The sequence below is a fragment of the Nonomuraea soli genome (assembly GCF_013761175.1).
In the GTDB taxonomy this organism is placed as follows: domain Bacteria; phylum Actinomycetota; class Actinomycetes; order Streptosporangiales; family Streptosporangiaceae; genus Nonomuraea; species Nonomuraea soli.
In genome coordinates, this window is the sequence record NZ_JACDUR010000007.1 from 51,371 (window position 1) to 63,784 (window position 12,414).

Here is a 12,414-nt window from a genome sequence, read left to right on the forward strand (position 1 = left end):
AAGGCAGAGACATCTCGTCTCTGCCTTTCGTCGTTTAGGCGGACCTGGCTCTGGGACTCCCGGCATGGGGCCGCCTCCGATTACTGGAGCAAGCACCCATGACTGTCACCAGCGACCTGCGCATCACCTCCTTCGAACCGCTGCCCACGCCCGCCGAGCTCCTGGCTCAACAGCCCCTCGGCGAACAGCGGGCGGCCGTCGTCACCGCCGGTCGCCGTGCCGTACAGGAGATCCTCACCGGGGCCGACGACCGGCTGCTGCTCGTGGTCGGGCCGTGCTCCGTGCACGACCCCGAGGCCGCGCTCGACTACGCCCGCCGCCTGGCCGCCCTGGTGCCCGGCGTCAGCGACGCCCTGCAGATCGTCATGCGCGTCTACTTCGAGAAGCCCCGCACCACCATCGGCTGGAAGGGCCTCATCAACGACCCCGACCTCGACGGCGGCCACGACGTGAGCCGCGGCCTGCGCCTGGCCCGCACCGTCCTGCTCGACGTGCTCGACACCGGGCTGCCGGTCGGGTGCGAGTTCCTGGAGCCGACCAGCCCGCAGTACATCGCCGACGCCGTCAGCTGGGGCGCCATCGGCGCCCGCACCCCCGAGAGCCAGGTGCACCGCCAGCTCACCTCGGGCCTGTCGATGCCGGTCGGGTTCAAGAACGCCACCGACGGCGACGTGCAGGTGGCCATCGACGGCATCGTCGCCTCCTCGCACCCCCAGGTCTTCTTCGGCATCGACGACCAGGGCCGCGCGTCCGTCGTGTCCACCTCCGGCAACCCCGACTGCCACGTGATCCTGCGCGGCGGGCGCTCCGGGCCCAACTACGCCCCCTCCGACGTGCGCGACGCCCTGGCCCTGCTGGAGAAGGCCTCGCTGCCGGCCAGGCTCATCGTCGACGCCTCGCACGGCAACAGCGGCAAGGACCACGTACGGCAGGCGGCGGTGGTGCGCGAGCTGGCCGCCAGGATCGCGGCGGGAGACGAGGCGGTCGCCGGAATCATGGTCGAGAGCTTCATCGTGCCGGGACGCCAGGAGCCGGGACCGCGCGAGACGCTGTGCTACGGGCAGAGCGTGACGGACGCCTGCCTCGGCTGGGACGACACGGTGGCGCTCGTCGAGGAACTCGCGGCCGCGGTGCGGGCCCGCCGCCAGGCCTGAGCGGATCTCCGGGGTTGACCTTCCCCATGGGTCAAGCCCCAGCATCGTCGATACCGGCCGGGCCGGACGGGACGAGGAGGAACGATGGCTGAGCTGCTGACGATCGGAACGTTCGCTCGGGCGGCTCGGCTGTCTCCCAAGGCCCTGCGGCTCTACGACGAGCTGGGTCTCCTGCGGCCCGCCGCCGTGGACGGCGAGACGGGATACCGGTTCTACGAGCCGGAGCAGCTGGAGCGGGCCCGGCTGATCGCCTGGCTGCGCCGGCTGGGCATGCCCCTGGCCAGGATCCGCCGGGTGTGCGACCTGCCCGCCGACGAGGCCGCGCAGGAGATCGCGAGCTACTGGGAGCAGCTTCAGGCCGAGACCGCCTCTCGCGGGCGGCTGGCGTCGTTCCTCGTCGACTACCTGACGGGGAAGGGCAGCTCCGTGGACGATCGCGCGGCCATGCTCGGGATCCGTTACGTCGCCAGGTCGGAGTCAGGGCTGGTACGCACGAGCAACGAGGACACCGCCTACGCCGGGCCGCGCCTCCTGGCCGTCGCCGACGGCGTGCGCGGCGGGGCGGGAGACCTCGCGAGCGCCACCGCCATCGAGGCGCTCAAGCAGCTGGAGGCTCTGGCCATCCCCGCCGAGGACCTCCTCGGGGCGCTGGCCGACGCCGTCGACGACGCCGACGCGCGGATCGGGAGAATCGCCGCGGCGTCATCGGACGGCGAGGCGGTCACCACCCTGACCGCGCTGCTGTGGTCGGGCTCCCAGCTCGCGCTGGCGCACATCGGCGACACCCGCGCCTACCGCCTGCGTGACGGTGAGCTCTTCCAGATCACCCACGACCACACCTACGCCCAGTCGCTGGTCGACCAGGGCAGGCTGACGGCCGAGGAGGCCGGCTCCCACCCGCAGCGCTCCCTGCTGGTGCAGGCCCTCACCGGCACCGGCGGGACCCAGCCCGACCTGTCGCTTCACCAGGCCGCCGCGGGAGACCGCGACCTGCTGTGCTCCGACGGGCTGTCGGCCGTCGTCCCCGCCGCGTCACTGCACGAGGTCCTGGCCGGGGCGGACGGGCCGCAGCAGGCACTCGACGACCTGATCGCGCTGGCGTACGCCGCGGGCGCCCCCGACAACGTCGCCTGCGTCGTCGCCGACGTCGTGCCGCTGGACGCCGACCGGTGATGCGCGGCCTCGCCGTCGATCGCCGTCCCCTGGCCATCCCCGCGTTCCGTCGCATGTGGCTGGCGTCGGTCGTGTGCGCGATGGGCGGGTCGTTCAGCCTGGCCGCCGTCCCGACGCAGCTGTTCACCATGGCGGGGTCGTCGGCGGCCGTGGGCGCCTCCGCCATCGTGTCCTTCGTGGCGCTGGTCGTGGCCGCCCTGTGGACGGGGGCGCTCGCCGACCGCGAGGACCGGCGGACGATCCTCCTGGCCGCGCACTGCGGCCTCGCCCTGACCTACGCCGCCCTGTGGGTGCAGTCCGCGCTCGACCTCAGGTCGGTGCCGGTCCTGATGGTGCTGGTGGGCTGCCAGGGGCTGGCCTTCGGGGCCATCATGACCACCATGGGGGCGGTGGTGCCGCGCCTCGTCCCGGTCGAGCTGCTCCCGGCGGCCAACAGCCTCACCTCGCTGGTGCGCTACGCCGGGTCGATCCTGGGCCCGATGCTGGCGGGAGTCCTCATCCCGTTCGTCGGGCTCGGCACCCTGTACCTGTTCGACACCCTCGCGCTTCCGGCCGTCGTGTGGGCCGTCGCCAGGCTTCCCCGCATCCCGCCGGCCTCCTCCCCGGCAGCGCGGCGCTCGACGATCGCCCAGATCGGGGACGGATTCCGGTACCTGGCCGGCAGCCGGCTGCTCGTGGCGGTGCTCGGGATCGACCTGGCCGCCATGGTCTTCGGCATGCCGATCGCGCTCTTCCCCGAACTGGCCGAGCGCACCTACGGCGGCCCGGCCGGCGGCGGTCCCGCGCTGGGCATGCTCTACGCCGCCTATCCCGCCGGGGTGTTCGCGATCGGGCTCCTGTCGGGCACCTTCACCCGCGCCAGGCGCCACGGCCTGCTCATGGCGGCGGCCGTCGCCGCGTGGGGCGTCACCGTGATCGTCCTGGGCCTGGCGCAGCACCTGTGGCTCGCGCTGGCGGCGCTCGTCGCCGGCGGGGCGGTGAACTTCGTGCTCAGCACCTTCCGCAACGCCATCACCCAGGCGCTCACCGACGACGCCATGCGCGGCCGGATCCAGGGCGCGCTGACGGTCGTCCTCATCGGCGGGCCGCAGCTGGCCAACCTGCTGCACGGGACGGCGGCGCCGATCTTCGGGACCGGGGTGGTGATCTGCGCCGGAGGCCTGCTGGCGACGGTGACCGTGGCCGCGGTCGTCTGGAGGGTGCCCGAGCTGCGTTCCTACGGGCTGCTCACCCTGCGGGCTACTGGGGCCGGGTGAGCGGCTTGGTGGTGTCGATCACGTCGACCACCCCGGAAGGCGCCTGCTCGGCCTCGGCGCGCGCGTCGCGGGCCTTGATGCGCGAGCGCCTCCTGGCCAGCAACCAGACCAGCCCCACCCCCAGCACGACCGAGAGCGCGATGAGCCCAGCCCTGCCGCTCTCCGTGAGCGACAGCAGCAACCCCACGAGCCCGCCGAACACCCAGGCCACCTGGAGGAACGCCTCGACGACGCCGAACGTCGACGAGCGCACCTCCTCGCCGATCTCACGCTGGATGATCGCGTCCATGGCGAGTTTGCCCAGCTCCTGCGCGAAAGCAATCGTGAAGGCGATACCCAGCGCCCACCACACGTTGAAGAACACCGCGGTCACCACGGTGATCACCAGCGTGAACGCCGACGTCAGCAGGATGATCAGCAACGGGGAGTGATGGCGCGCCCAGTTGGCCGCCAGGGCGCCGACGAGACCGCCGAGGCCCGCCGCGCCCGCTAGCAGGGCGATCAGGGCCAGAGGCGCGAAACCGGTCAGCTGGTCGACGGCGACGCCCGCCGGAGGTACGGCCGGCCGCATGCCTGGCACGTTGCTCTCCTGGACGAGGAAGAGCAGGAAGAACAGCAGGAACCCGGAGAACAGCCGGATGCCGATGTTGGCGAGCATCGACTCGGTGACCGCCGGGCCCATCTTGAGCACGGTGCGCCAGCGGACCTGCCCCGACTCCTCGTCGGTGTCGTCGGGCGAGTCGACATGGCGCGGCAGCCGCACGGCCAGGACGCCGGTCATCAGGAAGACGACCATCGCCAGCCGGAGCGTCCAGGCGGCGCCGAGCCAGGTGGCCAGCCCAGCCGCGATGGGCACGGCCGCCCCGGCGGCGATCAGCGAGAAGAGGGCGACGCGGGCGTTGGCGCTGACGAGCGTGATGTCGGCGGGCAGCACCGAAGGCATGATCGCGGCGCGCGACACGTTGTAGGCCTTCGACAGCACCAGCACGCCGAGCGCCGACGCGAAAAGCGTCACCAGATCGTTGGGGCCCACGGCCGCGGCCATGGCGAAGCAGAGCAGCCCCCGGCCGAACAGGGTGCCTGCCATGACGTAGCGGCGGCCCGAGCGGAACCGGTCGAGGATCGGCCCGACGAACGGCGCGACCAGCGCGAACGGGATCATGGTGATCACGAGGTAGAGCGCCACGGAGCCGCGCGCCTCCCCGACCGGCAGGCCGAAGAAGATCGTGGTCGCCAGGGCGCCCGTGACCAGGGCGTCGCCGACGCTGTGGGTGGCGGTCAGCTCGATGAGGCGGCCGAGCCCGGTGCGGTCGGCTCCGTCGGCGTGGGTCAGGCGGCGCGTGGCCTGGCCGACCCTGCGGGCGCCGCGAGCGGTGCCCTTGGCGGCGGCAGCGGTGCCGCGTGCCGTACTCCGGGCGGCGGAAGCCGTGCCGCGTGCCGTACTGCGCGCGCCCCGAGCGGTCGCGCGGCCCGCGTCGGCGAGCCCGCGACCGACGCGCCGCGAGACTTCGCCCGCCTTCTCCCATCCATCCGCCACGCTTAACAGTCTTACCTGGTTGCCGGAATAGGTGACAATGGAGTGTGAGCCAACCGATGATGCGGACCAGGAGCCGTGCCGCCGCGCCCGATCAGGCCTGCGTCGCCGCCGTGGAGCTGGCGCGCGAGGCGGCCGAGGAACTCGCCGCTCCGAGCCCCGTGGGCGAGCATCTCGGCGTCGAGGGCGAAGGCGACAGGATCGTCACCCACTATTTCGCCTGCCTCGACAGGGCCTACCGGGGCTGGCGCTGGGCGGTGACGGTCACGCGCGCCTCGCGCGCGAAGAAGGTCACCGTGAGCGAGGCCGTGCTGCTTCCCGGCACCGGGGCCCTGCTGGCGCCCCAGTGGCTGCCATGGAGCGAGCGGCTGCGCCCCGGCGACCTGGGCGTCGGCGACCTGCTGCCGACGGCCGACGACGACGATCGGCTCGTGCCGGGCTACAACGAGTCCGACGACGACGAGACCGACCACCAGGCGGTTTTCGAATACGGCCTCGGCCGAGCACGCGTGCTCTCGGCCATCGGACGCGACCGGGCCTCAAGGCGCTGGTACTCCGGCGATCACGGGCCGCACACGCCGATCGCGCACGCCGCACCCGCGCAATGCTCCACCTGCGGCTTCTTCTGGCCGCTCGCGGGCGCGCTGAAGTCGGAGTTCGGGGTGTGCGCCAATGAATACGCCCCCGACGACGGCAAGGTGGTCTCCGCAGATCACGGTTGCGGCGCACATTCCGAGGCCGCGGTCATGCCGCCGACCTTCGAACAGCCCGTGCCCATCCTCGATGACCTGGGCTACGACGATCTCGGCTCCGTCGACGGCGACAGCGAGGGCGAAGAGCTCGGTCATTCTTGACGGTGGGGGCCGCTAGCCTACCGACCTTGTGATGGATGACTTCTTCGGCACAGATCGCATGCGGGCCGCCGTGCTGGCGGCCTGGAAGGCTTCACCTGCCCGGTTCCGCGAAGACGCCAACGCCGAGGAAGACTTCGCGCTCGGCGGCTACCGTGATCGACTGATCGTCGAGCTGGCGCAGAACGCCGCCGACGCCGCCCTGCGGGCCGGCAGGCCCGGGGTGCTGCGCCTGTCGCTGCGCGACAACGTGCTGTTCGCCGCCAACACGGGCGCGCCCCTCGACCCCGCGGGCGTCGAGGGACTGTCGACGCTGCGAGTGTCGGCCAAACGCGACGACGCCGGGGCCGTGGGCCGGTTCGGCGTCGGCTTCGCGGCGGTCGTGTCGGTCTCCGACTCCCCGGCCATCGGGTCGCGCGGGGCCGCCGGCGTGCGCTGGTCACGTTCGGAGACGGCCGCTGCCGTGGCCGCCGTGCCGGAGCTGGCCGGGCACCTGGCCGACCGCGGCGGGCACGTGCCGCTGCTGCGCCTGCCGTACATCACCGAGGCGCTGCCGGTGCCCGACGGGTTCGACACCCTCGTACGGCTGCCGCTGCGCGACGCCCAGGCGGCCGAGGCCGTGCGGCGGATGCTCGACGAGGCGAGCCCGGCGCTCCTGCTGGGCATGCCCGCGTTGACCCGCATCGAGATCGAGCTCGACGGGCAGGAGCGTGTCGTCGAGCCCGGCTCCTGGCAGGTGTGGTCGGAGTCGGGGGAGTTCACCGCCGAGCAGGTGGCCGAGCTGTTCGCCGACCGGCCGACGGAGGAGCGCGCCCGGCCGTACTGGTCGGTGAGATGGGCGGTGCCGTCCGAGGTCGACGGCGCGCTGGAGGGCGGCGGTGGGCTCTCCGGTGAGCGGCGGCGTGGCGGTGACCCGCTGTCCGGCTCGCGGGGGCTGGCGTTGCCGTCGAGCGTGCGGGCCGTCGTGCACGCGCCGACACCCTCCGACGAGCCGCTCGACCTGCCCGCGCTGCTGATCGCCTCCTTCCCGATGGCCACCGACCGCCGCCACGTGGCGAAGGGGCCCCTCACCGACTTCCTGGTCGAGCGCGCCGCCGAGGCCTACGTGCGGCTGGTCCAGGACCTGCCGCGCACCCCGCGCCTGCTCGACCTCGTGCCCGCGCTGATGGGCAAGGGCGAGCTCGACGCGATGATCCGCCGCGCGATCCTGCGACGGCTGCCCGACGCCCCGTTCCTGCCCGCGCTGTCCGCGCCCGCTCCCGCCGTGCAGACGCCGACGTTCGCCGACTCCGCGCTCTACGACCCCGACGCCGAGTGGACCGTCGAGCATCCCGTGCGCGAGCAGGGCGAGGACGGCTGGGTCGTCACCGGGCGCGAGGCCGCCGTGGTGCCCGGATCCGCCGAGCTGCTGCAGCGGGTCGCCGAGATCGTGCCCGGCCTGCTGCCGGCGGGCTGGCCGTCCAGGCACCCGGCGCTCGTGACGCTGGGCGTGCGCCAGGTGGGCCTCGCCGACGTGGCCGACCTGCTGTCGGGCGAGGCCGTCGAAGGGCGCGAGCCGTCGTGGTGGCGCGAGCTCTACGACGTGCTGCCCGCCGACGACCCCGAGTCGCTCGGCGCGCTGCCGGTGCCGCTGGCCGACGGGCGCCTGGTGCGCGGGCCGCGCGGCACGCTCATGCTGAGCGGCAGCCTCGACCTGGGCCCGCTGGGCCTGCGCATCGTGCATCCCGACGCGGCGCATCCGCTCCTGCTGCGGCTGGGCTCCGCCGAGGCCACCCCGCGCACGGTGCTGGAGGACCCGGTCACCAAGGCGGCGGTGTCCGAGTCGCTCGACAACCCCGACCACGAGGAGATCGCGCGGGCCGTGCTGGCGCTGGTCGACGCGGCCGGTCTGGCCGCGGGCGAGCTGCCGTGGCTAGCCGAGCTGGCGCTGCGCGGCGCCGACGGCGACCTCTACTCCGCCGGCGACCTGCTCCTGCCGGGCGGCGCGTTGTCGGAGATCCTCGAAGAGGGGCCGCTGGCCGCCGACGAGCTGGTCTCCACGTACGGCTCGCGGGCGCTGGTCGCCGCCGGCGTGCTCGACGGCTTCGCGGTCGTCAACGACTCCGACGTCCTGCTCGACCACGACGACTGCGACCACGACCTCGACGGCGAGGACGACTGGCTCGACGACGTCCTCGACCTCCTCGACGGCGACCTGCCGCCGGTCGCGCCCGAGTTCACCGCGGTGCGCGACCTGGAGCTGGTCGCCGACTGGCCCGCCGCGCTCGCGCTGCTGACCAGGCCGCCGCTGCGTGGCGCGCTGATGCCGCTGCGGGTGCAGGGGGCCGAGGTGCCGTCCTACACCGCGTGGTGGCTGGCCGAGCACCCGGTGCTCGACGGGCGGCGCCCGCGCGCCCTGCGCCTGCCCGGCGCCGACCCGCTGCTCCACGGGCTGTACGGCGACGCGCCCACCGGCCTCGACGAGGCGGCGCTGGCGATGATCGGCGTGCGCACCACCCTGGCGTCCCTGCTGGAGTCGCACGGCGGGCCGGAAGAGCTGCTGGAGCGCATGGCCGACCCGGCCGTCGAGCTCGACCGGGCGCAGCTGCGCGGATTGTGGATGGCGCTGGCCGGCGTCGACCCGTCGCGGGTGTCGCCGCCCGAGCGGGTGCGTGCCGTGCGAGACGGCGTGATCGTGGTGGCCGACGCCGAGGACGCGGTGGTCGTGGAGGCGCCCGACCTGCTCCAGCTGGTCGCCGACCGGCCGCTGGTGCTGGCGCCCTTCGACCTGGCCGAGGCGCTGTCCGAGCTGCTCGATTTGCCGCTGGCCGGCGAGCTGGCCACCGGCGAGGTGACGTCGTCCGGCGCGGAGGAGCAGGTGCCCGCGCAGGTGCGCTCGCTGCTGCCCGCGGCTCCCGCGACCTACGTGCTTCACGAGAAGCTGCTGGTCGACGGGGTGGAGTGCGCGTGGAGGTTCTTCGACGGGAAGGTGCACTGCACCGGCATCGAGGGGCTGGCACGCGGCCTGGCGTGGGCGACGGGGCAGTGGGGTGACCGGCTGGCGGTGGCGGCGCTGCTGCGCGACCCCGACGCGGTGCCGCTGCTGCTGGCCGAGGCCGATCTGTCGTAGGGCATGAGATGGTGCCCGGGCCGATGTTGCGGCCCGGGCAGGTGGGTCAGGCGGCCGGGCAGGTGGTGTTCTGCTGGGGCACCTCGCCCTTGAGCAGGTAGGCGTCGATGGCGCGCGTCACGCAGCTGCTCCCGCTGAGGTAGGCGCCGTGCCCCTCACCCTCGTAGGTGAGCAGCACGCCGGTCTTGAGCTGGGCGGCGAGCTTGGGCGCCCACTCGTACGGCGTGGCGGGGTCGCCCTTGCCGCCCACGACCACGATGGGCGCGGAACCGGTGGCGTCGATGCGCTTGGCCTCGTCGCTGCCCTTGGCGGGCCAGTGGCGGCAGATGGAGCCCAGCCCGCCGGAGGCCACCAGCGGGAAGATCTTCTCCGTGGCCTGCTCGACCCGGTCGACGGTGGCCTCGTCGGGCCGCTCCGAGCTGTCGAGGCAGCTGATCGCGGGCATGCTGGCCATCATCGTCGAGTAGGTGCCGTCGGGCTTGCGGCCGGTGTAGGAGTCGGCGAGCAGGAGCAACATGGTGCCGTCGCCCTGCTGGGCTGCCGTCACGCCCTGCTCCAGCAGCGGCCAGGTCTGCTTGGCGTAGAGGGCGGCGAAGATGCCGGTGCTGGCCAGATCGGCGGTGAGCTCGCGGTCCTTGACCTTCAGCGGCTTGGCCTCGAGCTGGTCGATCAGCTTGTCGACGGCCGGCTCGACGTCGCCGCCGAGCTTGCACTTGCGGGCGGCGCAATCCTTCTCGAAGGCTTCGAAGGCCTGCTTGAATCCCTTGGTCTGGGCGATGGCGCGCTCTTCGAAGGTGATGGTGGGGTCGAGGGCGGCGTCGAGGACGAAGCGGCCCACCTTTTGCGGATATTTCGTGGCATAGACGGCGCCGAGGTGCGTGCCGTACGAGATCCCGAAGTAGTTGAGCTTGTCGTCACCCACCGCCACCCGGATCTGCTCCAGGTCCTGGGCGGCGTTGACGGTGCCGAGGTGGGGCAGGACCTTGGCCGAGTCCTTCTGGCAGTCGGCGACGAACTGCTCGGCCATCTTGTCGTCGTCCTCGAAGCTCTCGCTGACGTACTTCTCGGTGTCGCCGCACTTGACCGGGGCGCTGCGGTCGACGCCGCGCGGGTCGAAGCTGACCAGGTCGTAGCTGGAGTTCAGCCCGGCGAACAGTGCCTTGGCCAGCGGAAGGGTGTCGACGCCAGAGCCGCCGGGACCGCCGAAGTTGAAGACCAGCGAGCCCTGCTTGGCGCCGGTGGCCTTGATGCGGACCAGCGCCAGGTCGATCTTCTCGCCGCCCTGGGCGGCGTAGTCAAGGGGCACCGGGAGCTTGGCGCACTCCATGCCGGGATCGTTGATGGTCTTGCCGTCAGGACCCTGGACGTCGGTGCAAGGCGCCCACGCGATGGCGCTGGTCGGCGTGGGGGTGGAGGTGCTGCCACCCTTCTGGGCCTGCTTGGGCGGCGGCGTCTGCGTGCTGCAGGCGGCCAGGGCGAGCGCACAGAGGATCGTGGTGGTCAGCGTCTTCTTCATGCTTTAAGCATGGTTGATCCGGCGTTGACCTATGTAGTGGTGGAAAACAGCACTTCCGTATGACAGGTGTCAACTACGCCGGAACCGGCGGACGAACCAGATGCCGAACAGGCCGCCGACGATGCCGGCCACGCAGGTCCAGACCCACCACTGGTGCTCGGGAGCGGGCTGGAAGATCAACAGCGCCACCAGGGCGATCGCCCACGCGGCGGTGCCGACCCAGATCGTGGCCTGGTCGTTGGTCTCGATCGGCTCGGGATCCGGGTGCCATTGCTTCTCCACGGCATCAACACTATCTCGATCCGATCACCGGACCTTTCGCCCTTTGGTCACTCCTGTCACTCTTCGCGCGTGAATACACGTCTTGACGGTTTCTTCTCGATCTCCGAGCGTGGCTCGACGATCTCCCGCGAGATCCGCGGCGGCCTGGCCACCTTCTTCACGATGGCCTACATCGTGGTGCTCAACCCTCTCATCCTGGGCTTCGGCAAGGACGCCGACGGTCAGGTCCTGGGTGACGGCTCGGCGCCCAACATCCCGATGATCGCCGCGGCGACCGCGTTCGTGGCGGGTGTGCTGACCATCCTCATGGGACTGGTGGCCCGCGCGCCCTTCGCCATCGCGGCCGGCCTCGGCCTCAACGCCTTCGTGGCCTTCGGCATCGCCACGGACATGTCCTGGGAAGACGCCATGGGCCTGGTGGTGCTGGAGGGCATCATCATCGCCGTCCTGGTGCTGACCGGATTCCGCATGGCGGTCTTCCAGGCGATCCCCGCCCAGCTGAAGACGGCGATCAGCGTGGGCATCGGCCTGTTCATCGCCCTGATCGGCTTCGTCGACTCCGGCTTCGTGCGCGGCAACGCCGCTCCGCCGCTGACCATGGGCATCGCGGGCGAGATCATCAGCTGGCCGATGTTCGTCTTCGTGGTCGGCCTGCTGGCCACGATCGTGCTGCTCGTGCGCAAGGTCAAGGGCGCGATCCTCATCGGCATTGTGAGCGCGACCATCCTCGCGATCGTCGTCGAGGCGATCGCCAAGGTAGGCCCCGCCACCCTGGCCGACGGCACCAAGAACCCGGCCGGCTGGCAGTTGAACGTGCCGACCTTCGGCGACGTCTTCGGCCTTCCTGACCTGTCGCTGCTCGGCCAGTTCAGCCTCTTCGGCGGCATCGGCAAGGTCGGCGTGCTGGCCGCCGTGCTGCTGGTCTTCACGCTGCTGATCACCGACTTCTTCGACACCATGGGCACCGTCGTCGGTGTCGGCACCCAGGCCGGGCTGGTCAGGGAGGACGGCACGCTGCCGCGCACCCGCGAGATCCTCTTCGTCGACTCGATCGCCGCCGCCGCGGGTGGCGCCGGCTCGGTCTCCTCCAACACCACCTACGTGGAGTCGGCCGCCGGTGTCGGCGAGGGCGCGCGCACCGGTCTGGCCAGCGTGATCACCGGTCTGCTGTTCCTGCTGGCGACCTTCCTGTCGCCGCTGGTCTCCGTCGTGCCGTACGAGGCGGCGGCCCCGGCGCTGGTCGTGGTCGGCTTCCTGATGATGACCTCGGTCAAGAGCATCGAGTGGGACGACTTCGAGATCTCCATCCCGGCCTTCCTCACCATCGTGCTCATGCCGTTCACCTACTCCATCGCCAACGGCATCGGCGCGGGCTTCGTCAGCTACGTGCTGATCAAGGCGGTGCGCGGCAAGGCTCGCGAGGTGCACCCGCTCCTGTGGGTGGTGGCGGCCCTGTTCGCCCTCTACTTCGCGCTCGGCCCCGTCAAGGTCCTGCTCGGCCTTCAGTAGGGCGGGCACTACCGCGATTGCGGGGGCGCA

9 protein-coding genes are annotated in these 12,414 nt (G+C 72.0%); 6 read left to right on the forward strand and 3 right to left on the reverse strand.

From position 1 onward, the window contains the following. Window positions 1-98 precede the first annotated feature (98 nt). From HNR30_RS32945 to HNR30_RS32955, 3 genes are all read left to right on the forward strand, one after another. On the forward strand, window positions 99-1,154 hold the full coding sequence (locus HNR30_RS32945; protein ID WP_181614020.1) for a 3-deoxy-7-phosphoheptulonate synthase: 1,056 nt from the start codon (window positions 99-101) through the stop codon (window positions 1,152-1,154). Between the two features lie 84 nt (window positions 1,155-1,238). Beyond that, window positions 1,239-2,327, forward strand: coding sequence for a MerR family transcriptional regulator (locus tag HNR30_RS32950; protein ID WP_181614021.1), 1,089 nt, complete (start codon window positions 1,239-1,241; stop codon window positions 2,325-2,327). Next, window positions 2,327-3,583 (forward strand): MFS transporter, encoded by a 1,257-nt coding sequence (locus HNR30_RS32955; RefSeq protein WP_246379918.1) that lies wholly within the window; start codon window positions 2,327-2,329, stop codon window positions 3,581-3,583. Before HNR30_RS32950 ends, HNR30_RS32955 begins: the two co-directional genes overlap by 1 nt. Here the strand turns inward: HNR30_RS32955 and HNR30_RS32960 are convergent. Continuing rightward, the gene (locus HNR30_RS32960; protein ID WP_181614023.1) at window positions 3,567-5,120 is read right to left on the reverse strand and encodes an MFS transporter; all 1,554 of its coding nucleotides are present in this window, start codon (window positions 5,118-5,120) and stop codon (window positions 3,567-3,569) included. The two genes, HNR30_RS32955 and HNR30_RS32960, sit on opposite strands and share 17 nt — an antisense overlap. A gap of 56 nt (window positions 5,121-5,176) precedes the next feature. Here HNR30_RS32960 and HNR30_RS32965 point away from each other — a divergent pair, with 56 nt between their 5' ends. Both HNR30_RS32965 and HNR30_RS32970 read left to right on the forward strand, forming a co-directional pair. After that, on the forward strand, window positions 5,177-5,971 hold the full coding sequence (locus tag HNR30_RS32965) for a DUF3027 domain-containing protein (protein WP_181614587.1): 795 nt from the start codon (window positions 5,177-5,179) through the stop codon (window positions 5,969-5,971). A 31-nt stretch (window positions 5,972-6,002) separates the two neighbouring features. Next, complete coding sequence (locus HNR30_RS32970) at window positions 6,003-9,077, forward strand: sacsin N-terminal ATP-binding-like domain-containing protein (protein ID WP_181614024.1); 3,075 nt, start codon at window positions 6,003-6,005, stop codon at window positions 9,075-9,077. A 46-nt stretch (window positions 9,078-9,123) separates the two neighbouring features. On the opposite strand, the gene HNR30_RS32975 is transcribed toward HNR30_RS32970, so the two are convergent. Both HNR30_RS32975 and HNR30_RS48440 read right to left on the reverse strand, forming a co-directional pair. Then, the gene (locus tag HNR30_RS32975) at window positions 9,124-10,593 is read right to left on the reverse strand and encodes an alpha/beta hydrolase (RefSeq protein ID WP_181614025.1); all 1,470 of its coding nucleotides are present in this window, start codon (window positions 10,591-10,593) and stop codon (window positions 9,124-9,126) included. Between the two features lie 69 nt (window positions 10,594-10,662). Next, complete coding sequence (locus tag HNR30_RS48440) at window positions 10,663-10,875, reverse strand: DUF2530 domain-containing protein (RefSeq protein WP_181614026.1); 213 nt, start codon at window positions 10,873-10,875, stop codon at window positions 10,663-10,665. A gap of 69 nt (window positions 10,876-10,944) precedes the next feature. Between HNR30_RS48440 and HNR30_RS32985 the strand changes: the two genes are divergently transcribed. Then, the gene (locus tag HNR30_RS32985; RefSeq protein WP_312894808.1) at window positions 10,945-12,384 is read left to right on the forward strand and encodes an NCS2 family permease; all 1,440 of its coding nucleotides are present in this window, start codon (window positions 10,945-10,947) and stop codon (window positions 12,382-12,384) included. Window positions 12,385-12,414: the final 30 nt, after the last annotated feature.

Coding starts and splice junctions, on each gene's coding strand:
- HNR30_RS32945 (WP_181614020.1), top strand. CDS start 99: ATGACTGTCACCAGCGACCTGCGCATCACCTCCTTCGAACCGCTGCCC.
- HNR30_RS32950 (WP_181614021.1), top strand. CDS start 1,239: ATGGCTGAGCTGCTGACGATCGGAACGTTCGCTCGGGCGGCTCGGCTG.
- HNR30_RS32955 (WP_246379918.1), top strand. CDS start 2,327: ATGCGCGGCCTCGCCGTCGATCGCCGTCCCCTGGCCATCCCCGCGTTC.
- HNR30_RS32965 (WP_181614587.1), top strand. CDS start 5,177: ATGATGCGGACCAGGAGCCGTGCCGCCGCGCCCGATCAGGCCTGCGTC.
- HNR30_RS32970 (WP_181614024.1), top strand. CDS start 6,003: ATGGATGACTTCTTCGGCACAGATCGCATGCGGGCCGCCGTGCTGGCG.
- HNR30_RS32975 (WP_181614025.1), bottom strand. CDS start 10,593: ATGAAGAAGACGCTGACCACCACGATCCTCTGTGCGCTCGCCCTGGCC.